The sequence below is a fragment of the Methylobacillus gramineus genome (assembly GCF_020532675.1).
Classification (GTDB): domain Bacteria; phylum Pseudomonadota; class Gammaproteobacteria; order Burkholderiales; family Methylophilaceae; genus Methylobacillus; species Methylobacillus gramineus.
In genome coordinates, this window is record NZ_JAJAVE010000001.1 from 352,594 (window position 1) to 376,555 (window position 23,962).

Below are 23,962 nucleotides of genomic sequence, written 5' to 3' on the forward strand. Positions count from 1 at the left end.
GTGGCTTAGAACTCTATACCAATCGAGCCGATGATGCGGCGAGGGTAGCCAGGATGTATTTCGCCGCGTGTGGATGACGCATTGAAGTATTCCTTGTCCAGCAGGTTTTCAGTGTTTAGTTGTGTGGTGATTCTATGTTGGCTGGTTTTCCACTGGTATGACAGGTACAGATCGGTACGCATAAAACCGGGCAGCATGAATGAGTTCGCATTGTCTCCCTGACGCTGGCCTTGAGCCACAATACCGCCGCCCAGGCTTAGGCCATCTAGTGTCCCTGTCAGCTTATATTTCCCCCACAAGCTAGCGGCATGTTTCGGTGTTCCTGAGAGCTGGTTGCCTTGGTTGCCATTGTTGTCTCTGGTCAAGGTGGCATCGGTATAAGCGTAATTGGCAATCAGACTGAGATGGGGGCTTATGTGCCCTGTAATATCAATTTCGACACCACGGCTGCGGGCCTCTCCTGATTGAACGTTGAATCCTGTATTGATTGAGTCTGCGGTCAATACGTTTTGCTTGGTCAGGTGGTAGAGCGCAAGATTGGCTGCAACACGGCCATCCAGCAATTCACTTTTAAAGCCTGTTTCATATTGCTGTGCGGTTTCTGGCTTGAATGCCTTGCTATTGAATGACGTGCCCGAGTTGGCTGCGCCGAATGATTCGGTATAACTTCCATAGACCGATAGTGCGGGCGTTAGCGCAAATACGATCCCTGTACGAGGTGAGAAGCCTTCATCATCGGTTTTGGTTCTGGCTGTACTGGATTCGCTCACGGTTTTTGCCTGGTCATACCGACCTCCAAACAGCACATGCACTCTGGAAGACAGTTGAATCTGGTCCTGTATATAAATTCCATGCCAGTCATTTTTGGCGCTGTTATGTCTGAATGCCGCATTAGGTTTTGCGAGGTTATAGCTGGGATTAAACACATCCACAGCAGGAAAGGCAGTGAAAGCAAAAGGGGCATGGTTAGATGCCGAATAGTAATCGGCGCCAATCAGTGTTTTGTGTGCGAGGCTACCAGTCTTGAATTTGCCTTCAAGCTCCAGCGCATTGAAATTTGCCCGGAAATTCTCCTTTTGCTCAAAATAAGTTCGGCTCATCGTACGCCTATCACTATTAAGTGTCCCCGATGGATTGACTTGTATTGCATGGCGGTTTGTTTGTTCTGAGACAAATTGATGCCGCAATGTCCAGCCTGGGGTGAAATCGTGTGACCATGTGATGCCCGCCTGGGTTGATTCATTCGATTGTCCGGCAAAGGGTGTGGCAAGATTGGTGCTGATAGGAACGGATGCTGGACGTTGACCGATGGCAACGACACCTCGGTCTAGCTCCTGCTTGGTTTTTTCATATTGCAGATTAAAGTTGATATGTGTCGAGTCACTGATTTTCCACGTTAATACGGGGGCAAAATAACTACCTTCGCTATCAATAAAGTCGCGGAAGGAGTCACTATTCTCGTAAGCGGCATTGATACGGTATAGCACGGACTGATCTTCGTTAAGCGGGCCCGTGCTATCCAGTGTGGTTCTATAAAGATCATTGGAACCGAACTGTTGCTTGATGGCGTGGTAAGGAGTGCTCAGCGGCTGCTTGGACACCTGGTTGATAATGCCGCCAGGCTCACCTCGACCATAGAGGACGGAGGCAGGGCCTTTTAACACTTCAATACGCTCAATATGGGCCGTGCCTTGCAGGAAACTGCCAAGTGATCGTCCTCTATAGCCATCGCGCAAGACGATGCTGCTTAAAAACCCGCGTGCATAGTACTGCTGTATGGTATTGCCGCCGTTGTATGAGGGGATGATGCCACTGACCATTTCCAGGCCCTGCTGCAGCCGGATGGTCTGCCGCTCATCCAGCACATCTCTTGTGACAATTTGGATGGAAGACGGGACTTCCATCAATGCAGTATCTGTCTTGGTGGCCGTTCGGCTGCTTTTTACCAGATATCCCTGTACGGGTTCTGATGCCGTATTTTTTGTAGCGTGAACACTCATTTCAGGCAATCTTGTCGCGCTATTGTCGTCAGGGGATTCCTTTAATAGCTTGATCTTGCGTAATGAATAAGCGCCTCCTCCACGATTTTCCAGGCTATAAGCACTGCCTTTTAACAGTTGTTCAAAGCCTTCCTCAATACTGTAAATACCTTTCAGTCCTGGGCTTTTCAGGCCTGCGAGTAATGTAGCGTCAAATGATAGCTTGGTGCCCGTGATGGCTGCAAATTCAGCTAGGATATGTCCCAGTGGCCCTGCAGCCAGCTCATATGGTTTTTTGTCACTTAAGGCAGCTTGTACTTCTGCCAGTACTGGCGTGCTCAGTATGCTGGTGGCAATTCCCAGGCTGAGAAGCGCATATTGAATGGCTGGACGCAGGCGCCTGGTATGAAGTGTTGGTGCGGATGACACGATGTACTCCCTTGTGTATTGGTATCGGGTTTCCCTGTGAATCAGGGTTTCATCATGTACACCGGATGAGCGGGAAAAAAGTATCAGGTTGAGAGAATTAAATGTGGGCTAGGTCTGCAGTGGTTCGATGCTGACCCAATATCGGGTCATGGAGTGGATCTGGATTGGTAAGGTTTTTTTCAGCAACTCCAAGCTAGCATCGCTATCCAAAAGTGGGAAAGCGCCTGATACACGCATGTCTTGAATGGCGGGATGACAACGCATTATTCCTGAGCGGTAACGTGACAGTTCAGCGACCAGGTCTCCCATCCGCATGTCCTGGGCAAGCAGCATGCCTTGATTCCACAGGGCTAGTGCGGGATCCAGCGTTTGCGGGCCCTGGATGCTATTGGCATTGAATATAGTTTGTTCACCGTGATGAATCACGCTGGTCTGGCGCTGAGGCAATTCAATGCGCACAGCGCCTTCAAAAACCCCCAGCAAGGTATGGTCAGCATGATTTCTGACGTTAAAACGGGTGCCAAGTGCAGTCAGCTTGCCATGGGGCGTACTGACGATGAAAGGGCGTTGTGCCGGGTCTTGATGACCTGTTTCGATGAGAATCTCGCCATGATGCAGAATGAGCTCTCGTTGCCGGGGAGTATATCGAATATCCAGGCTGGTAGCCGTGTTGAGTATGAGTGTGGTACCGTCGGCCAGTTGCAAGGCATGTTGTTCACCAGTGGCGGTATGATAATCTGCTTGCCAGTCTTGCCAGGGCAGGGTTTTGTAAGCAATCCACGCACCTGGACCTGCGGCCAGCAATAAACCCAAGCCGTGTATCAGTTTACGACGCTGCTGACGGTGCAGGCGCTGGAGTGTGTGATGCCCAATATCGACAGGCACTTGCTCAAAAGTAGTCAGCAGCCGTTCTGCACGTTGCCAGGCCTGGTCATGCTGCAAGCTTTGTTGACGCCAGGCTTCAAAGGCTTGGTGACTGGATGGGCTGATCTCGCCCGATTGGAGGAGTACCAGCCACTCGGCGGCTTGTTCCAGTATGTGCTGATCGAGAATGGCGGGAGTCATAGTGCGATCAGGCATGTGACAAACGCTTGTTGCATATGGCGCTTGACGGTGATCAACGAGATGCCGAGTTGATCGGCAATCTGCTGATATTTCATTCCCTCAAGCTGTGCCAGCATGAAAATCTTCCTGGTCTTGCCTGACATCCCGTGAAGTAATTGATCAATCCGTGCCAAGGACTCCAGAATCAATAGGCGGCTTTCTGGGGAGGGCACATGGGTTGGCGGCAGCAGGGCAATGGTGGCTTGATAAGCGCGTTCAATTTCCTGGTGGCGCCAGTGGTCAATAATCAGGCCTTTTGCAATATGTGTGATCAAGGCACGTGGCTCGTGCCCAATATGCTGAAGCCGCTCTTTATCCATCAGCCGCATGAACGTGTCATGGGCCAGGTCAGCGGCATCCCATGAGTTACCCAGTTTCTTGCGTAGCCAACCGTGCAGCCAGCCATGATGGTCGCTATATAACGAATGGAGTTGCTGTTGGGCTGCTAGGTCAAAACTTGACATGGAAAATAATTAAATAAGAATCGTTACTAATTTTAGCGAATATCATGATGGCTACGCAATGCATTTGCTTCAGACCACTTGCCTGCAGGCACGCAGGCTATAATCTATCTACACTCATCCTCAGGATCACAGCTTATGGCTGACCGTATCAATCTTCGCCCCCTGGAGCGTAACGATCTGCATTTTGTGCACAAGCTCAATAATAATGACACCATCATGCGCTACTGGTTTGAGGAGCCGTACGAGGCGTATGACGAGTTGGTTGCACTGTATGACCGACATATTCATGAGCAGAATGAGCGGCGTTTCATCATCCAGCTGGAGACAGGAGAGTTAGCGGGCTTGGTCGAGCTGGTGGAGATCAACTATATTCATAGACGGGCAGAGTTCCAGATTATCGTCGCTCCGGATTATCAGGGACGGGGTCTGGCCAAGTCAGCGACACGCATTGCGGTGGGTTATGCTTTCCGCGTACTGAATCTGCATAAGGTCTATCTGGTTGTCGATCAGGATAACCTGGCCGCGATTCATATTTATGAAAGCTGTGGGTTTGAGGTGGAGGGGCACTTGAAGGAAGAATTCTTTTCCAACGGATCCTATCGTGATGCTCTGCGCATGAGGCTGCTGCAAGGAGATTATTTGCGCCATGTGGGCGCGGCCCCGGTCGATGCATCCGTATTGCGCGAATGGCAAGACGAGTGAGCTTGCCATTCGCTATTGCAGTTAAGACACCACTTTCAGGCCGATAATCGAGCCTATCAATAACAGCAGGAACAGTAAGCGCAAGGTACCGGCTGGGTCGCCAAACAGCCAGATACCGATGATGGCGGTGCCACATGCACCGATGCCGGTCCAGACTGCATAAGCGGTGCCTAGTGGTATGCCCTCCAGCGCTTTTGTCAGCATGAAGAAACTCAGGAAGGCAAAAATCAGGAAGCCGATAGAGGGTAAGGGTTTGCTGAAGCTTTCAGACATCTTCAGGCAGGTGGTAAAGCCGATTTCAAGCAGGCCAGCGAGTACTAGGTATATCCAGGACATATTGTTCCCTTTCGTGCAGATCGGGTCGTCCCGGATGTAATGACCATAATGGGGTCGTTCCCCTTATGTCGATAATAGCAAGATACTTTGCCATTGAGTGATTAGCCTGATTTTTTCACGCCCAAGTTTGGCTGTCAAATGCCGAGTTCAGGAGTGCAGTCCGATGGCATGCATGAAAAGCCGCATCAGATAGGCCGCAGCGAGCATGGCGAGCACACTCGCCGTCCATATTGATATAAGCCAGAGCAGGCGTTTTAGCCACAAGGCGCGCGGTTTGGCAGGATTAGTGATAGCCATCGCCGTGGCGAACCTTGCCTTTGAACACCCGATATGACCAGACGGTATAGATCAATATGACAGGGATGATCAACAACGTGCCGACTAAGGCAAATACCAGGCTTTGCGTAGGGGCTGCGGCATCCCAGATTGAAACCGATGGTGGGATGATATTCGGCCAGATACTGATGGTTAAGCCCACCAGCCCCAACAGCACGATGATCAGCGCAGAAATGAAGGGTTGCATGTCATAGCCGGATTTTAGCTCGCGCATCAGGGAGTAAATGCTTATGGCCACCAGTACGGGCACTATAGCCAGGAAGTAGAAGTTGGGCAGGCTGAACCAGCGATCTGCAATGTTTGCATGCGCCAGTGGGGTCCAGATGCTGATAATGGCCAATGCCATGACGACCATCGCGATCAGGGGACGGGTGAGTGCCAGCATGCGTTGTTGCAATTGCTCTTCCGTTTTCATGATCAACCAGGTGCTGCCCAGCAAAGCATAGGCAATCAGGACGCCAATGCCGGTAAAAATCGAGAATGGCGTCAGCCAGTCCAGTTCGCCACCGATAAATTCCTTGTTCTCAACCGGAATGCCATTGATGTAAGCACCCAATATCACGCCCTGGAAAAAGGCGGCCATGACAGAGCCACCAATGAAAGCCTTATCCCAGATATGCTGTTCTTTTTCAGGTGCCTTAAAGCGGAACTCAAATGCTACCCCACGAAAAATCAGGCCTAGCAGCATGAGAATAATCGGTTGATACAGTGCACTCAATACAATGGCATAAGCCAGGGGAAATGCCGCCATCAAGCCGGCACCGCCAAGTACCAGCCAGGTTTCATTGCCATCCCAGACCGGTGCTACGGTATTCATCATCACATCGCGATCATGTTTATCCTGCACGAATGGAAACAGGATGCCAATGCCCAGATCAAAGCCGTCCATAATCACATACATGGTGATAGAGAACAGAATGACTATCAACCATATAACAGGTAAATCAAAGTCCATAGAAATGCTATTCCTTAGGGTTGGATAAGGGTGACTCAATCGAGAAGGATGTATCAGTAGCTGACAAGGGCCGCATGGCTTGTTTATGTTCGCCGGGGCCACCGTCTTCTCCATGGTCTGCCTTGATCACAGGTTGCCTGATCAGGCGGAATAGATAGCTTATGCCAATCCCAAACACAAAGAAGTAGACCACGATAAACAATGCCAGTGAAACAGCAAGGGAAGATATGTCGTGTCGTGAAACTGCATCCGTGGTGCGCATGATGCCATAAACCACCCATGGCTGACGGCCAATTTCAGTGGTAAACCAGCCTGCCAGAATGGCAATGATACCCGCAGAGCCCATCCATAGGGTGCATTGTAGGAACAGCCGTTGTTGATATAGTCGTCCCTGCTTGCGCAACAGCAAGCTCCACAGACCGAGCAGAATCATCAGCATGCCCAGACCCACCATAATACGGAAAGACCAGAAAATAATGGTCGCATTTGGCCTGTCTTCTGCTGCGAATTCCTTGAGTCCGGCGATTTGGCCATCCCAGCTGTGGGTGAGGATCAAGCTGCCCAGACGGGGGATTTCCAGTGCATAGTGGTTTTTCTCCTGCGCCATATCGGGTACGGCAAATAATATCAATGGAAAACCCTCTCCATCATGATTCTCCCAGTGGCCTTCCATGGCAGCAATTTTGGCAGGCTGGTGCTCCAGTGTATTAAGGCCATGAAAATCGCCGACTATGGCCTGAATGGGGGCAACAATGACCAGCATCCACATAGCCATGGAAAGCATGGTGCGCACCGCTGGACTATCGTTTTTACGTAGTAAATGCCAGGCTCCGGCTGCGCCTACCAGGAGCGCCGTCGCCAAGAATGCGGCGATGCTCATGTGCACCAGGCGATAAGGAAACGATGGGTTGAAGATGATCTGCCACCAGTCGGTTGGAATGACCACCCCATTGGCAATTTCAAATCCTTGTGGGGTCTGCATCCAGCTATTGGATGCCAGTATCCAGGTGGTGGAAATCAAGGTGCCAATCGCGACCATGAGCGTGGAGAAAAAATGCAGTCCAGGCCCCACCCGGCTCCAGCCAAACATCATGACACCGAGGAACCCAGCCTCAAGAAAAAATGCGGTGAGGACTTCATAGGTGAGAAGGGGACCGGTCACGCTGCCAGCAAAGGCGGAGAATCCGCTCCAATTGGTACCAAACTGGTAGGCCATGACCAGGCCAGAAACTACGCCCATACCAAAATTGACGCCGAATATCTTGAGCCAGTAGTGATAAAGATCCTTGTATACGGAGTGCCCGGTTTTCAGCCACATGCCTTCCAGCACCACCAGGTAACTGGCAAGCCCGATGGTGATGGAGGGAAAAATGATATGAAAGGACACCGTGAATGCGAACTGCACACGGGCAAGATCTAGGGCGGAAATATCAAACATAGCGAGCCTTTTGGTTCCTTCATGGCTTTCTAGGCTGTAAGCCTAAAGCCAGAGGCAGCATACTTGTGAGATGCCTCTGTGACGAAACTGCTAAGCATACTGTTCACCGAAGATTGTAAACAGGTGCAGATTTCCAGATAAAACCCGTATCAGATTGCACGACATCATCTGCGATGTATTGCGCTTTAAATACTTTGCTGGCTGAAATAAAGCATGGGAAGAAGGATGAAGCTCAGTCGATCAGCTTATTTTGAAACTTCGCCGCCTCTGCCTCTATCGTATCAATGGCAATGTCAAAATCCATGGATTTATCGAAAAAGTATTCCACCCCCAGTTCTTGGGCGCGCTCCTGATATTGCGGGTAAGCGTGATTGGTCAGGATAAGATAGGTAGGGCGTGGAAAGGGAAAATCGTCTGTCTGCGTTGCGCGGATCACTTCAAATCCATTGCCTTGTGCCAGCTCAATATCTACCAGCGCCAGGTCAAACTGCTCTTGGTGTAATTTATCAATTGCTTCATTTTGCGTCACAGCAATACCTGCAAATGTCAGCGAGGTACAGCTGGAAAGAATGTCCATAATAGCCTCCCGCAATAATGCAGAGTCCTCAACCAGCAAGACTTTCATCAGTCTGGGGTTTGGTTCTGCATTAGAACGGGAACGTGACATTAGTGCTTCCATGGAGTAATCATTACGCATCATCTTATAGTGCTTTAAGGTTTCTTTATATCCCTGAATGTCCTACATCATCTGACGCATTACACTCAAGAAATCAATTGGTTTTTGATGGCGTAATAAGTGAGATCCGCATTGGTTTTCAAGCTCATTTTTTCCATGATCCGTGTGCGGTAGGTGCTGACCGTTTTGACACTGATGCATAGTTCTTCACCAATTTCAGTCGCACTCATGCCACTGGCGAGCTTGAAGAACACCTGAAACTCACGATCTGACAAGGTTTCATGTAGCTGTTTCTCTGAGGGGTTGCTGAGTTCATTGGTCATCAGCTCAGCCAGCTGGGAGGAAATGTAGCGCTTGCCATTGGCAATCGTGCGTATGGCCTTGATGATTTCGTCGGAGTCGGCATCCTTGGATAGATAGCCTTTACAGCCGCTACGCATCAGGTTAAGCGCGTATTGCTCTTCACCATAACCACTTAATATCAACACTGGCAGGTCGGGAGATACATGTCGCAGGTCGTGCAGGGTATCCACGCCATTTTTATCAGGCATGGCAATATCCATCACCACCGCATCGTATTGGTTACTTCTTACCAGCTTGATGGCCTCAAGGCCAGAGGCCGCTTCACCAGTGACTTCGAGGTCTGATTCTAATGCAATCAGGTTACGCAGGCCTTGGCGGACAATATTGTGGTCATCAACCAGCAGTATTTTTTTCATGAAGGTCAGTATGCCTTTATTGAATTTTATAATCATGGATACTACGGCGACCTGATCAAATCATCAAGTCTGGCCTTACTTTCCAGCATATGCAGAAGAAGCGTAAGGCCAGATATTGCTTAATCTTCAGAGTTACCACTTAAAGCATATCCAACTAGTACACCAGCGCCGACTGCCAGTGACAGAGTCAGTAATGAGCGCTTGCGCAACCACCTGTTAGATGTTTTGCGGCTGGTGCTGAGTGCATTTGAAAGCTCATGTTCAAGTGATTCCGACCAGTCGGAAAAGTTCTCTGACAATTGCTTGATGATATTTTCAGTGGTGGAACCGTGCGTATCTGGATCCAGCACATCCTTCAAGCTTTCCAGCAAAGCGAGTGCTTCTTTTTTGCTGTCGCGAGACTTTTCTTGCACCTTGCGGCCAATTTTCTTGGCTGATACCTTGGTATCATCAATGACTTCCTTGGCAGCATCCTGAGTGGCTTCAACCAGGTTCTCTGCTTTTTCCTTAATATCTGATTCTTTATTAATACTGAACATATTGTGCTCCATGATGAATGATAAAAATTGATGAATCCGAAATGGCTTACCTGGAGCTGAATATGCCGCTCACAAGTGAAATAATGGTAATCACGAGGAAGACAAAAAAGAGTATTTTGGCAATTTCTGCTGCGCCTGCTGCAATACCACTAAATCCAAAGAAAGCTGCGATCAGGGCGATCACAAAAAATATGACGGTGTAGTGAAGCATTGCCTTCTCCTATATTTGCGTAATGTACGGGTTACACTGTAGGCTGTCAGGAGCTAGGCAATTAGCGGACAAGAGCTGAATCGCTTGTAAGATAAGGCTGACAAGCCAGAATTGGGATACATGGAAGATAAGATCAGTTGGATCAAACGATTGAGCGAGAAAATCGTCAACCGCCTCGGTGGCAGGGTGATTGCGGTGCTTTCCGCCTCTATGCTGCTGGCATTGCTTTCCGTCGTTTTTACCGATGCATGGGTTGTCTCCATTGAGCAGCAAGGTCGGCAGATTGATCAGATTGAGAAGAACGTGGTGGCGCTGGAACAATTGCGTAGCAGCCTTATCAGTGCGGAAAGTGCGCAACGTGGATTTCTACTGAGCCGCCGTGATGACTTTTCTGAAGCGTTTACACACGCTGTGGATGACGCAAGGCGCAATATCAAGAAAATTGAAGGACTGGTCACCAGCAAAACCTTGGTCATGGAGGGCAAGCAAGAGCAAAGCTGGCTGATTGCCTTGAACTCGAGTCTTGAAGCCAAGGCGGCAGAAATGCGGCTTTCACTGTCATTCTTCAAGTCCGGCAAGGAGGATGAGGCCAGGCATCTGGTCAATCTGGATCAAGGCATTCTGGATATGGCCAAGTTCATGCAATACACCCAGCTATTGCTTGACCAGCAGAATGAGGCGCTGGTGACCCTGATTGCAAAACGTCGCACCACTACCGCGGTCACGCGTGCCGCGATTATCGGCAGTGCAGTGATTTTGCTGCTGCTGGTGATTATGGTGATTCGTCAGCTGGTACATGAAATGACCAATCGGGATTTGTTGCGCCAACAATTGATACGGGATTGTGATGTCTATGAAGAGCGCCTCCAGTCCAGTACGCGTATGCTCAAGACCATGGCGCTTGATTACCAGGCTGATGTAGAGCGCGACAGGCAAAAGCTGGCACGGGAGCTGCACGATGAGCTTGGGTCGATATTGACCGCGACCAAGATGGATATTTCCTGGACCATGCGCAAACTCAAGACGACAGATCCAGATATTACGGAAAAGCTGGGCAAGACCATGCGTTATCTGGACCAGGGTATTCAGTTCAAGCGCCAAGTGGTGCAGAACCTGCATCCCTCCATGATTACCACCTTTGGCTTCTGGCCAGCACTGCGTTCATTGATCGATGACATGGGAGAACGCAATCAGTGGGAGATGGATGTCATCCTGCCTGACGATACTACTGAGTTGAACGAGCCGGTTAATCTGATTGCCTATCGCGTGGTGCAAGAGACGCTGAATAATGCAAGTAAATATGCCCAGGCCACCAAGGTGTCAGTGCAAATGGTGGTGGCACTCGATTATCTCAAGCTGGAAATTGAGGATAACGGAGTAGGCATGACCATGGATATTGAACAGGAGACTACGCATGGCCTGGCTGGTATGCGTAATCGTATTATGGCGATTGGTGGACGCATAGAACTGAGCAGCCAGCCTGGGAAGGGCGTACACCTGTTGGCGATTGTGCCTATGCAGGTGGATGTAGCTTAGGCCTCTTTAGAGCGTTTACAAAACTCAGCGCAGTGGTCTCCTGGCTAGGTTTTGCCGCTGGCAGTACAAGGTATACGACAAGGCAAAGCCACAACGCCAGGAGAGTTTTGTTAGCCGCTCTTAGAAGCGGATAAATAATGAAGTCGACAGTATGTGGTTCATACGGTCGCTGTTCTGCCCACGGATAAACTGGTTGATATAGCCTACTTCAAGTCTGGCATTTGCTTGGGCTTGCCAGGCAATCCCGGCAAATGCCCGGTTCTGGTCAAAGCCGCTACGAGCGCCCCAATCCGTATTATTGGTATTCACAAATAATTCATTCCATAACAATAGGCTGAGGTCTGCGTTGGACTCCAGCTTTTTACTGGCACGCAACAATTGCCGGACGCGGTAGCCAGTGTCATCCCCAGTGTCCAGATTCCTTTGTTCCAGTCTAGTACGGCTAGTCAGCGTAATGCCATTATCGAAAGTCGGGAAGGTGTACATGAACTGCTGCCACCAGCGTTGTTCATGCGAGGTTCCCTTGGCTAGATTGGTCCGCACATCAGCATAACCCAGCCAGATGCTGGCCCGGTCTGATAGCTTGTAATTGATCGCCGGGCGGATCAGGTATTGATCAAAGTGATTGAGCTCTTCTTTCCAGCGTGGTTGCAGCTCCACGTACCAGCCCAGTTTATGCTCCTGAGATAAGGTTCCCTCCATGGTCAGGTTCAACCAGAGCCGCCCATCTTCCTCTGTGTCAGCATAGGCATGCAAGGGCAGAGCAGAGGCGATTATGGAGAGTAGCAAGGAGGCTGAGGAGAGCACAATTTTCATGAAACTACCTTTTCTGTGATGAAAGTTATATCCAGTGCATGACCAGAACGCTATGAGGATCGGTCAAAAGCAAAGGCCGCGATATTAACCTGAATACACTTAAATAATCCAGACAACAAAACAAGTGTCATGCAGACCTTCTGATGGTACTGGGCTCCACAGTCAGCGCTCTCTGACAGCAGAACCAGAGAGGGGATGACGGTGCATCTAACCTGGCACAGGTACGATAGCATCAGAATTTCAATCAACATCATGGAGAACTAAACATGCGTAAAATTAAAGAACTAAAATCTCTGGCCCTGTTCTCGGTGGTTGCTTTCAGTCTGTCAGCAGGCAGTGCAATGGCCGTATCGATTTCGGATGAAGCAAGCCAAAGCCCTGACGTCAAGCAGTTCAATGAACTGGATACCAATGGTGATGGTCATCTGAATTATACCGAAGCCAGCAAAGACAGTTTTTATAGCAAGCAGCACTTTAATGCTGCAGACAAGAACAAGGATGCCAAGCTGACCCAGGCAGAATATTCCGATTACAAATCCGCTCAGCAAAAGAAAGAAGTGGGGCGCGTAGTGGATGACAGCACCATCACTACCAAGGTGAAAGCCAGCATTCTCAAGGAAGAGGGGTTCAGCGGCCTGCAGGTCAGCGTAGAAACCTTCAAGGGTGTGGTGCAGTTGAGCGGCTTTGTGAACAACAAGGCTCAAATTACCAAGGCAGGTGAAATTGCCAAGTCTATTGAGGGCGTGAAGTCGGTCAAGAACAACCTGATCGTCAAGAGCTAACCTAGGTTAAGGTGATACATCAATCCCGCATGGTTGAACCATGCGGGATTTTTATTGATTCCAGCCCGCCATGATTCACATAAATCAGTTTGCTGGTGTCAAACCCTAAGGCCTGTGCACGGGAGACCAGCTCCGCCTTGACCGGGAAGGATAGCTGGGGTGAACGTGAGAGTATCCATAGGTAGTCACGGTCAGGGCCGGCAATCATCGCAAAGTTGTAGTTCACCTTGTCCAGCACAAAAATGTTGTAAGCGCCGTAGAATGGGCCAAAGAACGATACCTTGAGTTTGCCTATATCTGGCGTTTCTACAAAATATGCTTTGCCTTCCACTTCATCCCACTGTTTTTTCTTGGCGTTATAGCCACGATTGATGACTTTGATACTGCCATCGTCCGCCTTGCTGTAAGTGGCAGTCACTTGATCCAGCCCCCGCTCAAATGAGTGATCCAGCCTGGCAATTTCATACCACGTGCCTAAATATTGATCAGGCTTGAAATCGCTGACAGGCTGAATGCCCTTGGGGGTTTCGGTGCCACTGCAAGCGATGAGGGCGAGGGATAAAGCCAACCAGCATAGACGCTTCATGATCATGCTTTCTTAATGGTATTCAGGGTTGATGAGCTGTGACGCGCGATAAAGCGATCAAGTTCAGCCGCAAATGCTTGTCGGTCTGACTGGCTGAACGAGGCAGGGCCACCTAGCTCGACGCCACTGCTACGCAGGTCTTCCATAAAGTGGCGCATGGCCAGGCGCTCACCTATGTTGCCTTTATCATACATCTCTCCACGCGGGTTCAGTGCGTGGCCACCTTTGGCAATCACGTCAGCTGCCAGCGGAATATCGGCGGTAATGACCAAATCACCAGGTGCCAGTTTTTGTACAATTTCATTATCTGCAACGTCAAACCCGCCGGGTACCTGTAATGCACGGATATAAGGTGAGGGCGGTACACGCAGTAACTTGTTGGCCACCAGTGTCACCATCATGCCGCTGCGATCAGCTGCGCGAAACAGAATTTCCTTGATGACTACCGGACAGGCATCAGCGTCTACCCAAATTTGTATCATGGTGCCTAAGCCCTATGCTCCGTTTGCATGCTCTTCCAGTACCTGGAGAAATTCATCGCCGTAATGGGCCAGCTTGGCCTGACCCACGCCGCTGATGCGGCCCATTTCAATGAGGGTTGTGGGGCGCCGGTTGAGAATCTCCAGCAGGGTACTATCATGGAAGATGACATAAGGCGGGACTTCCTGCTCTCGTGCCAGTGCCAGCCGTTTAGCCTTGAGTGCCAACCAGAGCGGGTCATCATTGACACCAGCATAAGCTTCCTTGCTACGGCTGGCACGTTCCGCCTTACTGATATTGCTCACTTCAGCATCGCGCCTGAACCAGATTTCAGATTCTCCGCGCAACAGGGGCCTGGCTTCATCTGTGAGCTTGAGGCCGCCGTAGGCTTCCATATCGGCTTCCAGTACGCCTCCTGCCACCAGTTGACGAAATACGCTGCTCCATTGGGTTTGACTGAGTTGCTTGCCGATACCGAAAGTGGAAAGCGATGTGTGGTTGAAACGTTCTACCTGCGCAGAAGATTTGCCTAGCAATACGTCGATCAGGTGGCCGGCGCCAAAGCGCTGGCCGGTACGGTAGACGCAGGAGAGTGCCATACGGGCGGCTTCGGTGCCATCCCAGGTATCGACCGGATTGAGGCAGTTGTCACATTGTCCGCAGTTGCCGGGATGTTGTTCGCCAAAATAACGCAGGATGGCCTGGTGGCGGCATGCAGTGGATTCACAGTAACCGAGCAGGGCATCGAGTTTTTGCCGCTCCAGCCGTTTGCGCTCATCGGGAGTGTCACCACCGTCCAGCAATTGCCGCATGCTGACGACATCGCCCAGACCATAGACCATCCAGGCATTGGCTTGCAGACCATCACGTCCGGCCCGGCCTGTTTCCTGATAATAGCCTTCCATGCTTTTGGGCAGGTCCAGATGCGCGACAAAACGCACGTTAGGTTTATCTATACCCATGCCGAAAGCGACAGTGGCCACCATCACAATGCCTTCCTCGCGCAGGAAACGCTGCTGGTTGGTTTGCCGCGTTCTCGCATCGAGTCCGGCATGGTAAGGCAGGGCATCCCAGCCTTTTTCCTTTAGCCAGGCAGCAGTTTCTTCTACCTTGCGTCTGGACAGGCAATAGATAATGCCCGCATCGTTGCTGTGTTCGGTTTCAAGAAAAGCCTGCAACTGCTTGCGGGCGTTGTCCTTGAGGGCAACACGGTAGCGGATATTCGGCCGATCGAAACTGGATACAAACTGTTCCGCCTGTTCCAGTCCAAGCCGTTCGACAATTTCATTACGGGTGGGAGTGTCGGCGGTGGCCGTGAGTGCAATGCGCGGCACATCAGGGAACTGCTCATGCAATACGGTCAGCTGACGATATTCCGGGCGGAAATCATGGCCCCACTGAGACACGCAATGCGCTTCATCAATGGCGAAAAGCGCAATGCCGAAGCGTTGCTGTACCTGTTCCAGCGTGCTGATAAATCCCGGTGCCATCAAGCGTTCCGGTGCGATATAGAGCATATCCAGCTCGCCACGCATCAGTGTTTGATAAATGCTGCGGGAGGTCTCGGCATCCAGGCTGGAGTTGAGAAAGGCAGCGCGGACGCCGAGCTGCAGCAATGCATCCACCTGATCCTGCATCAAGGCGATCAGCGGGGAAACCACAATGCCTATGCCTTCCCGCAATAATGCAGGAAGCTGATAACACAAAGACTTGCCGCCGCCGGTGGGCATCAGCACCAGGGCGTCGCCGCCTGCGGCTACGTGCTCGACAATGGCCTGTTGCTGGCCCCGGAAAGCGCTATAGCCGAAAGTGTCCTGCAGTACTGCGTGGGCATTAAGTGCTGCCATTTGCAGCCTGTTTTAACGACGGCCGCGGTTAGGCTTGGTGCCCTGGTTGTTTGGGTTGAACTGACGTCTTGGCGGCTGTGGTGGTACAAACAGGCCGGTTTGTGGCATGGCCTGATGACGTGCAGCTTCAGACAGGAATTGATCTTCCGCTGGCTTCTTTTTAGCCCGGTTATCCTGGTTGCCTTGAGATGCAGCATTGTTACGATTATCCTGCTGGCGAGGCTGTTGCTGGCCTGGACGGTTCTGATTCCTGCCTTGACGTGGTTCGCCATTCGCCGCCTGGCCATTTCTGCCAGGCTGACCAGTTCTTGTTCCTTGGTGTTCTTTGGCTGTCTGACCGTTTCTTGGTGCTGGTTTACTTTGCTGGGCCGGACGTGGAGGACGTGGTGGACGTGTCTCGGTGGATGGTTTTTCTACTGGCACAAAGCCCTCAATTGCTACACGTGGAATCTCGCGCTTGATCAGGCGTTCAATACCTTTCAGCAGCTTAAGCTCTTCATTGTCGACCAATGACACAGCAGCGCCGGTGCTGCCTGCACGACCAGTACGGCCAATGCGGTGTACATAATCTTCAGGCACGTTGGGCAGCTCGAAGTTGACTACTTGTGGCAGCTGATCGATATCCAGGCCACGCGCTGCAATGTCGGTTGCTACCAATACTGGCAATGTGCCATCTTTGAAGTCTGCCAGCGCCTTGGTGCGTGCAGATTGACTCTTGTTGCCGTGAATCGCGGCAGCGGCAATACCGTCCTTGCTGAGTTTTTCGGCCAGGCGGTTGGCGCCATGCTTGGTGCGGGTAAAAATCAGCACCTGTTTCCACTCGTTCTGGCGAATCAGGTGGGCCATGAATTCACGCTTATGCCCCTGGCTCACCAGGTGCACTGTTTGTTCCACTAATTCAGAAGCGGTGTTGCGGCGAGCAACTTCGACAAAGCCAGGGTTGTGCAGCAGGCTGTCAGCCAGGTCCTTGATTTCGTCGGCGAAGGTGGCAGAGAACAGCAGGTTCTGGCGCTTCTTTGGCAACAAGGCGAGTACACGCTTGATATCACGGATAAAGCCCATGTCGAGCATGCGGTCAGCTTCATCCAGCACCAGAATTTCAATCGCGGATAGGTCTATGGTTTTTTGGGTAGCATGATCCAGCAGGCGACCAGGCGTTGCCACCAGGATGTCTATCGGCTTTTTCAAACGCGCGATTTGCGGGTTGATGCCTACACCACCAAACATCACCATGGAGGTGAGCTTGAGATGTTTGCCATAGGTTTGCACCGACTCTTCTACCTGTGCCGCCAACTCGCGGGTCGGTGTCAGTATCAGACAGCGTGGCTGACCAGGCTTGTTCTGGATCGATTCTTTTTGCAGCAAATGCAGCAACGGCAGGGTAAAGCCTGCCGTTTTACCTGTGCCGGTTTGGGCACCTGCCATCAGGTCGCCACCACTGAGTACCAGCGGAATGGCCTGGGCCTGGATGGGGGTCGGGTGAGTATAACCCGCATCTGCAATGGCACGCAGGATGGGTTCCGCCAGGCCGAGGTCAGAAAATTGGGTGTTCGATTGGGTAGTGATCACTTCAGAAGACAAACTAAAACTCCAGTATATTCAAGGATATTTGGGTCGGCCTGTTACGTGGTGACATAACTCCAATCAAGGCTGACGGCAAGAAGAAACAAAATCAGGTAGACCGCTGCGCCGATTGGAGTTGGCGCAGGGATTGCAGATTATACGGTAAAAAACACTCGCGTGATGTTAAGAATTATTTCGCGTCGGGGCAATGCGTTCCAGCATCACGTCATCCAGCCAGCGCCACTCACCAGGAGCCAGGTCATCCGGCAGCTCCAGTTGTCCGATACGGATGCGCTTCAAGCCTTCCACTCGGTTACTCACTGCGGCTAACATGCGCTTCACCTGGTGATATTTGCCTTCAGCCAGTGTCAGGTGCAACACGTTTTCGCTGATCAGCTCACACGCCAGCGCCGCAATCGGGGCAGGCTCATCCAGCAATTGCACGCCCGTCATCAGGGTGTTGATTTGCTCAGCATCCACCGCGTGCTTGGTGGTGACTTCATAGATTTTAGGCACCTTCCATTTTGGCGAACTCATGCGGTGGATGAACTGCCCATCATCAGACAGCATCAGCAGGCCTGTGGTGTCTTCATCCAGTCGCCCAATACATTGCACGCCACGTTCCATCAGCTCTGGCGGCAACAAACTGAAAATACTCGGATGATGCTGTGGCTTGTGCGAGCATTCATAATGCGCAGGCTTGTGCAGCATCAGATAGGCTTGGGTGCGGAATTGCCAATCTTCACCACGGACGTTGAATTGCAGGTTTTCCGTCTCGAATTCAGTAAAAGGCTGGTCGCAGACCTCACCATTGACAGAGACATGACCGTGGCGGATCAGGCCACGACAGATTTTACGTGAGCCGAAGCCCTGAGAGTGCAGGATACGTTCTAGTTGCATAGGAGACTTATGGTTGATAGCTGGGAGTATTGGCATCACAGGTCGCCTTGACCCATTTGCCGCTGATGTCTGAATTCTGGTTGATCGGCATGCCCTGGGCCGTGCCTTGCATCGAAAGATTACCCTGAAAAGCGGTCTCGCTCAGCAGTGTCATATCAAACTTGCCACTGCCCTTGATTGCCCCATTACAGGATACATCCCCTGTCACCTTGTTGCCGTTGTGATGGTAATTGCGCACGCTACAGCCATCCTCAGTTTGCGGCAACAGCGGCTGCTTGAGTTTGGCCTGTTCAGGCGTAATGCATTGCTGTGTCACCATTGCATTGCCACCGATGGGCAGCTCAATACCGAACTGCTTCAATTGTTCCAACTGCTCCGGCGCAATCTCTGGCAAGCCTTGCATCTGCATTTTAACCGAGGTTTCCCACTGACCTGCCTTGATCTGCTCAATCGCAAACACAGGCAGGGATATGGTGGAGAGTACACATAAAAACAGGATGACAATACGGTTGTGCATGAAGATCGGGATTCCAACAATGAATAACGAAGTATAACACTCGATGATCGGGCGACTCTGTTAATGGCCTGGAGTGGCGTGGGGATTGTTTATCGAGTTATGCAGTAAATAATGATTTGTCTTACTCAGCGTTTGAGCGAGATAAAGTAATTGTCCATCAATAAACTAATTGATGAGGGCATAATAAATAATCAGTCCGAAGTTATTTTCTGACGCATTAACATAATAATGTGTCCTAATTGAACCATTATTGAATATGGCGGAAACCGCTGGAGAAACATGATGTGGGATGAAAGATATAGTGCAGATGAGTATGCATATGGCGTCAAGCCCAACCGATTTTTGGAGGAGAATTTCAGTTATATTCCCAAGGGAAAGGTACTGAGCCTGGCTGAAGGAGAGGGACGGAATGCGGTTTTTCTGGCGAAGCAGGGCTATGCGGTTACTGCTGTAGATGCCTCTCTGGTGGGGTTGAACAAGGCTAGGAAATTGGCTGAAGAGAATGGTGTGGTGATTGAATGCATTCATGCTGATTTAGCCGATTTTGAGCTGGGTGAGAATCAATGGGATGGGGTTGTCTCCATCTTTTGTCCGCTACCCTCTGCATTGAGAAAATCTCTCTACCATCGAGTAATAGCCGGGCTGAAGCGTAATGGGGTCTTTTTATTGGAGGCTTACACGCCGAATCAGTTAAAGCATGGCACTGGTGGAGGAAGTTCAGCAGATACCATGCAAACGAAAGAGACATTGAGTCTCGAGTTGGCGGGGTTAAAGTTTCAGCATCTGATTGAACTTGAGCGGGAGGTTATTGAGGGGATTTATCACACTGGTCTTGGCGCGGTAGTGCAGGTGATTGCGACAAAATAAGGATGAGAAGCCTTTTCCCTGCAGAGAGCCAGGCCGTTTATTCTGCAGCATCATGATATGCCGCATGAAGTATGTTGATACACGGATTGATGCTGCATTAGGCTGGTCATGCCGTTGTCATTGAGGAGCGTGCCCAAGCGTGATGATCTTCTGGTGATGAAAATGGTAAAGCAGGTTAATGTTGTTGTGAGTGAAGTAACAGTACAGTGAAGCCTTGCTAGTGATTGGCGATTTCCATAATTGTTGGGATTGTCGGCAGCGATTTTGAGATAATCCTGCCTGAGTGGCATCCTGTTTAGGGCTTGAAACACATCAAGCCGGAAGGCTGACCGAATATGAACATTATTTGAATAGAGTCTTCAATATGAGTGAATTACCCCATTGCCCTCAATGTAGTTCAAGCTATACCTACAAGGACCGCAATGTATATATCTGTCCTGAATGCGCGCATGAATGGACAGCCGCAGGAGCTGAATCTGTCAGCAGTGAGTTGGTTGTGAAAGATGCCAATGGCAATCTGCTGCAGGATGGCGATACGATCACCGTGATCAAGGACTTGAAAGTAAAAGGCTCCTCACTGGTGGTCAAGGTCGGTACCAAGGTAAAAAACATCCGCCTGGTGGATAGTGACCACAATATTGATTGCAAGATTGACGGCATTGGCGCGATGAAGCTGAAGTCAGAGTTTGTGAAGAAGGCGTAAGGCTTTGAACGAGATCAATTTCGAGGATTTTCTCAAGGTTGACCTTCGGGTGGGGGAGGTCGTATCTGCCGAGGTATTTGCCCAGGCCCGGAAGCCTGCCTACATCTTGCATGTGGATTTTGGTCCTGAGATCGGCATATTGAAGTCCAGCGCCCAGATCACTGCGCATTACCAGCCTGATGAATTGATAGGCAAGCAAGTGGTGGCAGTGGTGAATTTCCCCACCAAGCAGATCGGCCCGATCCAGTCGCAATGCCTGGTGACTGGGTTTCATGACGAACATGGTGCCGTAGTGTTGTGTGTGCCGGATAAATCAGTATCCAAGGGCACGAAGCTACTTTGAACTAGGTGTTGATTACAAAAGCAAGGCAGGCATGGAAACTACCCGTGACCATCTGGTTGTCCTTTATGATTCCTACTCTGATGAGGAAGTTGTTCGCCTGGTCAGGTCAGGTAATTTGACTGAATTGGCCTTGTCCGTTGCCAAGAGTGAGCTCAGGCATCGTCGAATAATCCTTGATGGTGGGGCGAATGATTTCGCTGATCCACCCGATGATCTTGCGCTTCAAGTAAAGATGACTGAAGTTGCCCAGGCTGGACTCATTGAAGCTAAACTCTTGGTGGGGGTTTTGCAGTCGACGGGGATTGATACTGATGCGTTGCGTGCTGATGAGTTCTCTATGAGCTCGCCATTTCCCAGTGTGCCCGCGAAAGTAGCGATCAGGGTCAATGCCCAACAGGCGGATGATGCACTTAAGCTAATTGAAGCATATCGAGCCGGACAATTTGAAGTTGATGAGGATTGGTTCCGTGAAGAGTTTGGGGAAGATGCAGGGCAAGAGCTTGCAGACTCACAGGCTGGATCATTTAATTCAGGTTATGCACACAATGCACGACCACAAAAAATGGCAGGTAAGCGAACCCAATCTGAGCCATATAAAACTAATGAAAGTTATTGGCCAGGCCTCTTCATTATTATTGTCATTCTTACCCTGCTAGGGATAGCGTATCAACGCTTGGTCGTTTGAGTTCACTTAATATTCCCCCAGTATTTTGTCTTCTAGCGCTGCCAACGCAAAGCCGCTGTATGCACAGGGCTATCCCAGTGTTGCCTGATTTCATCATCCAGCAGGCACACCGTGATGGAGGCGCCTGCCATATCAAGGGCGGTGGTGTAGTTGCCTACCAGTGAGCGGCTGATGACCAGGCCTTGTGCTTGCAGCAATTTGGCTGCGCTGTTGTAAAGCAGGTATAACTCCATGAGTGGGGTGGCGGCAAAGCCATTGATCAGCAGCAATACCTCAGTGCCTCGTGCTGGTTTCAAGTCTTCGAGGATGGCTGCGACCAGGTCGGCGACTATCGCATCGGCATTGCGCATGGATTCACGCCTGCGACCGGGTTCACCGTGGATGCCTACGCCCATTTCCAGCTCCAGCTCGCCCATATCAAAAGTGGGACGGCCTGCGGCAGGCACGGTACAGCTGGTGAGGGCAACACCCATGGAGGCGGTGCGGCTGTTGACCTTGTCGCCCAAGGCTTTGCAGGCAGCGAGGTCTGCCCCGGTTTCAGCCAGGCTGCCAACGGCTTTTTCCACGATGACCGTGCCTGCTACGCCACGGCGGCCTGTGGTGTAGGTGGAGTTTTCCACGGCAACATCGTCACTGGTAAGTACGGTGGCATTGTCGAAAGGCAGCATTTCGGCGGCCATTTCAAAGTTCATCACATCACCCGCGTAATTCTTGACGATGAATAGCACACCTTTTCCAGCATGCACGGCCTCAGCGGCTGCCAGCATCTGGTCCGGAGAGGGGGAGGTGAATACATAGCCTGGACAGGCGGCATCTAGCATCCCGTATCCTATATATCCACTGTGCAGGGGTTCATGCCCTGAGCCGCCACCGGAAATAATGGCGACTTTATTTTCTGCCTTGTTCTTTCGGGTAATGAAGTGCGGTTCCAGGTGTAGTTCCACCAGGTCGGCATGGGCCGCCGCAAAGCCGGACAGGCTTTCTACGAGTAAGTCATCTACGTTGTTAATGAATTTCTTCATGCGCTCCTCCTTTTGCCTGCATGTTTCAGGCTATTTTTGTCTTAGCCAGTTCACAAATGGTATGAATGATGATCTGGCTGCTACGCGCACCGGGGTCTATATGACCAATGGCACGTTCCCCCAGGAATGATGCGCGTCCCTTGGTGGCGATCATCTCCCTGGTGGATTGCATGCCTTGTTCCGCGGCTTGCTGCAGGGCTGTGAGCAGGAGAAGGCGATCAGTATCTTGCTGGGTGAGCTGAGTAAATGTCTCGGCAACTGGGATCAATGTATCCAGCATGGTTTTCTCCCCCCGGTCTGCCTTGCCACGCTGTTTGACCGCATCCACACTGGCCTGAAAGGCTGACGCGATATCTGCAAGTGTGCTGACGTCTGATGTTTTTTCCGCTTTCGCCAGCGTCATGAAAAAAGTGGCAAGCAGGGGGCCGGAAGCGCCGCCTATGGTGGAAAGCAGCTTCATGCCCATGCGCTGCAATACCTCGGCAGGCGCTAGCGGGGATAGCTCATCATGCATGGCAAGCAATGCAGCACAGCCGCGCTTGAGATTGATAAAGTGATCCCCATCGCCTATGGCCCGGTCTAATGATTCCAGCTCGCTCTCACTGGAAAGAATGGCCTGATTGACCGTAGTCATTGCTTCAAGAATAAATAGGGTTTTCATGCCCTAATTCTTCCAGATTTCTTCAACCTTGCCGTTGTCGGCCACAAATACCGCATTGGCCAGTTCATCAAAAACACCATGTTCCACAATGCCAGGCACATTGTTGAGTAATTGGTTAAGTTCAGCACTATCAAGCTGCTGTTTGAATTGCAGATCCAGAACCAGGCTGCCATGTGAGGTGATAGCCCAGCCATCTTTTGCCGCATTCTGGCGTAATGTGACAGAGGCACCCAGATCTTCCAGGGTGGCTTTTGCCATTTGCCAGGCGAATGGTATGACCTCAGCGGGGATGGGGAACTTCTCTCCCAGGCGGGTCACCAGCTTGGTTTTGTCTACCAGCACAATAAACAGGTCACTATTACGGGCCAGCAATTTCTCACGTACAAGATCGTAACCACGGCCTTTCAACAGGGCCATTTTGGTAGTGACTTCATCAGCACCATCGACGTAAAGATCAATGCGTCCCAGATGCTCTAACGCTACGAGTGGCAAGCCTTGCTCAGCGGCTTGCAGGGTGCTGGCAACAGAGCTGGATGCAGCGGTAATGCGCAGACCTTCCTCACGGTGTCTCCGTGCCAGTTCCTTGATGAAGAAGTTGGCAGTGGAGCCTGTGCCCAGGCCGACAGTCATGCCATCCTTGACCTGACGTGCTGCCTGGATGGCTAACAGTTCCTTGTCATTCATTTTCTCTCTCCTTCATTATTTTTCTGGGGCAGGAGATTGCGCTAATCGGTTAAAATTGGCGACTTTCCCCATGCTGGTTTTA

Annotated in this window: 28 protein-coding genes; 7 read left to right on the top strand and 21 right to left on the bottom strand. The window is 50.9% G+C overall.

Annotation, left to right across the window (positions count from 1 at the left end; translation table 11 throughout):
* Positions 1-5: 5 nt before the first annotated feature.
* From LG201_RS01685 to LG201_RS01695, 3 genes are all read right to left on the bottom strand, one after another.
* A complete protein-coding gene (locus tag LG201_RS01685; protein ID WP_226770452.1) occupies positions 6-2,408 on the bottom strand; it encodes a TonB-dependent siderophore receptor in 2,403 nt (800 codons plus the stop codon).
* A gap of 108 nt (positions 2,409-2,516) precedes the next feature.
* Positions 2,517-3,488, bottom strand: coding sequence for a FecR domain-containing protein (locus LG201_RS01690; protein WP_226770453.1), 972 nt, complete (start codon positions 3,486-3,488; stop codon positions 2,517-2,519).
* Positions 3,470-3,976 (bottom strand): sigma-70 family RNA polymerase sigma factor, encoded by a 507-nt coding sequence (locus tag LG201_RS01695; protein WP_226770454.1) that lies wholly within the window; start codon positions 3,974-3,976, stop codon positions 3,470-3,472. The genes LG201_RS01690 and LG201_RS01695 overlap by 19 nt, the downstream gene beginning before the upstream one ends.
* Positions 3,977-4,111: 135 nt before the next feature.
* On the opposite strand from LG201_RS01695, the gene speG reads away from it, so the two are divergent.
* Positions 4,112-4,678 carry a spermidine N1-acetyltransferase gene (gene speG, locus LG201_RS01700; RefSeq protein ID WP_226770455.1) on the top strand — a complete coding sequence of 189 codons (567 nt, stop codon included), beginning with the start codon at positions 4,112-4,114 and terminating at the stop codon, positions 4,676-4,678.
* A gap of 21 nt (positions 4,679-4,699) precedes the next feature.
* Here speG and LG201_RS01705 read toward each other — a convergent pair whose 3' ends face one another.
* The 8 genes from LG201_RS01705 to LG201_RS01740 form a co-directional block, all read right to left on the bottom strand.
* Positions 4,700-5,014, bottom strand: a complete 315-nt coding sequence (locus LG201_RS01705) for a DMT family transporter (RefSeq protein ID WP_226770456.1) — start codon at positions 5,012-5,014, stop codon at positions 4,700-4,702.
* A 147-nt stretch (positions 5,015-5,161) separates the two neighbouring features.
* Positions 5,162-5,311: a DUF2474 domain-containing protein gene (locus tag LG201_RS01710; protein ID WP_226770457.1), complete on the bottom strand. Its 150-nt coding sequence runs from the start codon at positions 5,309-5,311 to the stop codon at positions 5,162-5,164.
* Positions 5,298-6,305 carry a cytochrome d ubiquinol oxidase subunit II gene (gene cydB, locus LG201_RS01715; RefSeq protein ID WP_226770458.1) on the bottom strand — a complete coding sequence of 336 codons (1,008 nt, stop codon included), beginning with the start codon at positions 6,303-6,305 and terminating at the stop codon, positions 5,298-5,300. Before cydB ends, LG201_RS01710 begins: the two co-directional genes overlap by 14 nt.
* 7 nt (positions 6,306-6,312) lie before the next feature.
* The gene (locus LG201_RS01720; protein ID WP_226770459.1) at positions 6,313-7,743 is read right to left on the bottom strand and encodes a cytochrome ubiquinol oxidase subunit I; all 1,431 of its coding nucleotides are present in this window, start codon (positions 7,741-7,743) and stop codon (positions 6,313-6,315) included.
* Positions 7,744-7,975: 232 nt separating this feature from the next.
* Entirely contained in the window at positions 7,976-8,410 is a 435-nt protein-coding gene (locus LG201_RS01725) for a response regulator (RefSeq protein ID WP_226770460.1), read from the bottom strand.
* A gap of 95 nt (positions 8,411-8,505) precedes the next feature.
* Complete coding sequence (locus LG201_RS01730) at positions 8,506-9,138, bottom strand: response regulator (RefSeq protein ID WP_226770461.1); 633 nt, start codon at positions 9,136-9,138, stop codon at positions 8,506-8,508.
* A gap of 119 nt (positions 9,139-9,257) precedes the next feature.
* A complete protein-coding gene (locus LG201_RS01735) occupies positions 9,258-9,677 on the bottom strand; it encodes a hypothetical protein (protein ID WP_226770462.1) in 420 nt (139 codons plus the stop codon).
* A 46-nt stretch (positions 9,678-9,723) separates the two neighbouring features.
* On the bottom strand, positions 9,724-9,888 hold the full coding sequence (locus LG201_RS01740) for a DUF1328 domain-containing protein (RefSeq protein WP_226770463.1): 165 nt from the start codon (positions 9,886-9,888) through the stop codon (positions 9,724-9,726).
* A 120-nt stretch (positions 9,889-10,008) separates the two neighbouring features.
* Between LG201_RS01740 and LG201_RS01745 the strand changes: the two genes are divergently transcribed.
* Positions 10,009-11,424 (top strand): sensor histidine kinase, encoded by a 1,416-nt coding sequence (locus LG201_RS01745; protein ID WP_226770464.1) that lies wholly within the window; start codon positions 10,009-10,011, stop codon positions 11,422-11,424.
* Positions 11,425-11,544: 120 nt separating this feature from the next.
* Here the strand turns inward: LG201_RS01745 and LG201_RS01750 are convergent, their stop codons facing one another.
* Entirely contained in the window at positions 11,545-12,240 is a 696-nt protein-coding gene (locus tag LG201_RS01750; RefSeq protein WP_226770465.1) for a DUF2490 domain-containing protein, read from the bottom strand.
* A gap of 266 nt (positions 12,241-12,506) precedes the next feature.
* On the opposite strand from LG201_RS01750, the gene LG201_RS01755 reads away from it, so the two are divergent.
* Positions 12,507-13,022 carry a BON domain-containing protein gene (locus tag LG201_RS01755; protein ID WP_226770466.1) on the top strand — a complete coding sequence of 172 codons (516 nt, stop codon included), beginning with the start codon at positions 12,507-12,509 and terminating at the stop codon, positions 13,020-13,022.
* 19 nt (positions 13,023-13,041) lie between these two features.
* Here LG201_RS01755 and LG201_RS01760 read toward each other — a convergent pair whose 3' ends face one another.
* The 6 genes from LG201_RS01760 to LG201_RS01785 form a co-directional block, all read right to left on the bottom strand.
* Positions 13,042-13,608 (bottom strand): lipocalin family protein, encoded by a 567-nt coding sequence (locus LG201_RS01760; RefSeq protein ID WP_226770467.1) that lies wholly within the window; start codon positions 13,606-13,608, stop codon positions 13,042-13,044.
* 2 nt (positions 13,609-13,610) lie between these two features.
* A complete protein-coding gene (locus LG201_RS01765) occupies positions 13,611-14,087 on the bottom strand; it encodes a YaiI/YqxD family protein (protein WP_226771898.1) in 477 nt (158 codons plus the stop codon).
* A gap of 15 nt (positions 14,088-14,102) precedes the next feature.
* Positions 14,103-15,935 (bottom strand): DNA helicase RecQ, encoded by a 1,833-nt coding sequence (recQ, locus tag LG201_RS01770; protein WP_226770468.1) that lies wholly within the window; start codon positions 15,933-15,935, stop codon positions 14,103-14,105.
* Between the two features lie 12 nt (positions 15,936-15,947).
* Complete coding sequence (locus LG201_RS01775; RefSeq protein WP_226770469.1) at positions 15,948-17,516, bottom strand: DEAD/DEAH box helicase; 1,569 nt, start codon at positions 17,514-17,516, stop codon at positions 15,948-15,950.
* Between the two features lie 165 nt (positions 17,517-17,681).
* Positions 17,682-18,398 (bottom strand): pseudouridine synthase, encoded by a 717-nt coding sequence (locus tag LG201_RS01780; protein ID WP_226771899.1) that lies wholly within the window; start codon positions 18,396-18,398, stop codon positions 17,682-17,684.
* A 7-nt stretch (positions 18,399-18,405) separates the two neighbouring features.
* On the bottom strand, positions 18,406-18,915 hold the full coding sequence (locus tag LG201_RS01785) for a DUF3617 domain-containing protein (protein WP_226770470.1): 510 nt from the start codon (positions 18,913-18,915) through the stop codon (positions 18,406-18,408).
* Positions 18,916-19,194: 279 nt separating this feature from the next.
* Here LG201_RS01785 and LG201_RS01790 point away from each other — a divergent pair, with 279 nt between their 5' ends.
* The 4 genes from LG201_RS01790 to LG201_RS01805 all read left to right on the top strand — a co-directional run bounded on the left by LG201_RS01790 (position 19,195) and on the right by LG201_RS01805 (position 21,513).
* Positions 19,195-19,782 (top strand): class I SAM-dependent methyltransferase, encoded by a 588-nt coding sequence (locus tag LG201_RS01790; RefSeq protein WP_226770471.1) that lies wholly within the window; start codon positions 19,195-19,197, stop codon positions 19,780-19,782.
* A 364-nt stretch (positions 19,783-20,146) separates the two neighbouring features.
* Complete coding sequence (locus LG201_RS01795) at positions 20,147-20,485, top strand: zinc ribbon domain-containing protein YjdM (protein ID WP_226770472.1); 339 nt, start codon at positions 20,147-20,149, stop codon at positions 20,483-20,485.
* Positions 20,486-20,489: 4 nt separating this feature from the next.
* The gene (locus LG201_RS01800) at positions 20,490-20,828 is read left to right on the top strand and encodes a tRNA-binding protein (protein ID WP_226770473.1); all 339 of its coding nucleotides are present in this window, start codon (positions 20,490-20,492) and stop codon (positions 20,826-20,828) included.
* 31 nt (positions 20,829-20,859) lie between these two features.
* On the top strand, positions 20,860-21,513 hold the full coding sequence (locus tag LG201_RS01805) for a hypothetical protein (RefSeq protein ID WP_226770474.1): 654 nt from the start codon (positions 20,860-20,862) through the stop codon (positions 21,511-21,513).
* A gap of 32 nt (positions 21,514-21,545) precedes the next feature.
* Here the strand turns inward: LG201_RS01805 and dhaK are convergent, their stop codons facing one another.
* From dhaK to rpiA, 3 genes are read right to left on the bottom strand one after another with little or no spacing between them, the layout of a single operon-like run.
* Positions 21,546-22,535 carry a dihydroxyacetone kinase subunit DhaK gene (gene dhaK, locus LG201_RS01810; RefSeq protein ID WP_226770475.1) on the bottom strand — a complete coding sequence of 330 codons (990 nt, stop codon included), beginning with the start codon at positions 22,533-22,535 and terminating at the stop codon, positions 21,546-21,548.
* Between the two features lie 25 nt (positions 22,536-22,560).
* Positions 22,561-23,196 carry a dihydroxyacetone kinase subunit DhaL gene (gene dhaL / locus LG201_RS01815; protein ID WP_226770476.1) on the bottom strand — a complete coding sequence of 212 codons (636 nt, stop codon included), beginning with the start codon at positions 23,194-23,196 and terminating at the stop codon, positions 22,561-22,563.
* Between the two features lie 3 nt (positions 23,197-23,199).
* Positions 23,200-23,880: a ribose-5-phosphate isomerase RpiA gene (rpiA, locus tag LG201_RS01820; RefSeq protein WP_226770477.1), complete on the bottom strand. Its 681-nt coding sequence runs from the start codon at positions 23,878-23,880 to the stop codon at positions 23,200-23,202.
* Positions 23,881-23,962: the final 82 nt, after the last annotated feature.

Bases quoted from the DNA above. Each gene is read 5' to 3' on its own strand.
- LG201_RS01750 (WP_226770465.1), bottom strand. From the start codon at position 12,240: ATGAAAATTGTGCTCTCCTCAGCCTCCTTGCTACTCTCCATAATCGCC.
- LG201_RS01790 (WP_226770471.1), top strand. From the start codon at position 19,195: ATGATGTGGGATGAAAGATATAGTGCAGATGAGTATGCATATGGCGTC.
- LG201_RS01780 (WP_226771899.1), bottom strand. From the start codon at position 18,398: ATGCAACTAGAACGTATCCTGCACTCTCAGGGCTTCGGCTCACGTAAA.
- rpiA (WP_226770477.1), bottom strand. From the start codon at position 23,880: ATGAATGACAAGGAACTGTTAGCCATCCAGGCAGCACGTCAGGTCAAG.
- LG201_RS01705 (WP_226770456.1), bottom strand. From the start codon at position 5,014: ATGTCCTGGATATACCTAGTACTCGCTGGCCTGCTTGAAATCGGCTTT.
- LG201_RS01785 (WP_226770470.1), bottom strand. From the start codon at position 18,915: ATGCACAACCGTATTGTCATCCTGTTTTTATGTGTACTCTCCACCATA.
- cydB (WP_226770458.1), bottom strand. From the start codon at position 6,305: ATGGACTTTGATTTACCTGTTATATGGTTGATAGTCATTCTGTTCTCT.
- dhaK (WP_226770475.1), bottom strand. From the start codon at position 22,535: ATGAAGAAATTCATTAACAACGTAGATGACTTACTCGTAGAAAGCCTG.
- LG201_RS01710 (WP_226770457.1), bottom strand. From the start codon at position 5,311: ATGGCTATCACTAATCCTGCCAAACCGCGCGCCTTGTGGCTAAAACGC.
- LG201_RS01755 (WP_226770466.1), top strand. From the start codon at position 12,507: ATGCGTAAAATTAAAGAACTAAAATCTCTGGCCCTGTTCTCGGTGGTT.
- LG201_RS01725 (WP_226770460.1), bottom strand. From the start codon at position 8,410: ATGTCACGTTCCCGTTCTAATGCAGAACCAAACCCCAGACTGATGAAA.
- recQ (WP_226770468.1), bottom strand. From the start codon at position 15,935: ATGGCAGCACTTAATGCCCACGCAGTACTGCAGGACACTTTCGGCTAT.
- LG201_RS01745 (WP_226770464.1), top strand. From the start codon at position 10,009: ATGGAAGATAAGATCAGTTGGATCAAACGATTGAGCGAGAAAATCGTC.
- LG201_RS01735 (WP_226770462.1), bottom strand. From the start codon at position 9,677: ATGTTCAGTATTAATAAAGAATCAGATATTAAGGAAAAAGCAGAGAAC.
- speG (WP_226770455.1), top strand. From the start codon at position 4,112: ATGGCTGACCGTATCAATCTTCGCCCCCTGGAGCGTAACGATCTGCAT.
- LG201_RS01740 (WP_226770463.1), bottom strand. From the start codon at position 9,888: ATGCTTCACTACACCGTCATATTTTTTGTGATCGCCCTGATCGCAGCT.
- LG201_RS01795 (WP_226770472.1), top strand. From the start codon at position 20,147: ATGAGTGAATTACCCCATTGCCCTCAATGTAGTTCAAGCTATACCTAC.
- LG201_RS01720 (WP_226770459.1), bottom strand. From the start codon at position 7,743: ATGTTTGATATTTCCGCCCTAGATCTTGCCCGTGTGCAGTTCGCATTC.
- LG201_RS01695 (WP_226770454.1), bottom strand. From the start codon at position 3,976: ATGTCAAGTTTTGACCTAGCAGCCCAACAGCAACTCCATTCGTTATAT.
- dhaL (WP_226770476.1), bottom strand. From the start codon at position 23,196: ATGAAAACCCTATTTATTCTTGAAGCAATGACTACGGTCAATCAGGCC.
- LG201_RS01690 (WP_226770453.1), bottom strand. From the start codon at position 3,488: ATGCCTGATCGCACTATGACTCCCGCCATTCTCGATCAGCACATACTG.
- LG201_RS01760 (WP_226770467.1), bottom strand. From the start codon at position 13,608: ATGAAGCGTCTATGCTGGTTGGCTTTATCCCTCGCCCTCATCGCTTGC.
- LG201_RS01805 (WP_226770474.1), top strand. From the start codon at position 20,860: ATGGAAACTACCCGTGACCATCTGGTTGTCCTTTATGATTCCTACTCT.
- LG201_RS01730 (WP_226770461.1), bottom strand. From the start codon at position 9,138: ATGAAAAAAATACTGCTGGTTGATGACCACAATATTGTCCGCCAAGGC.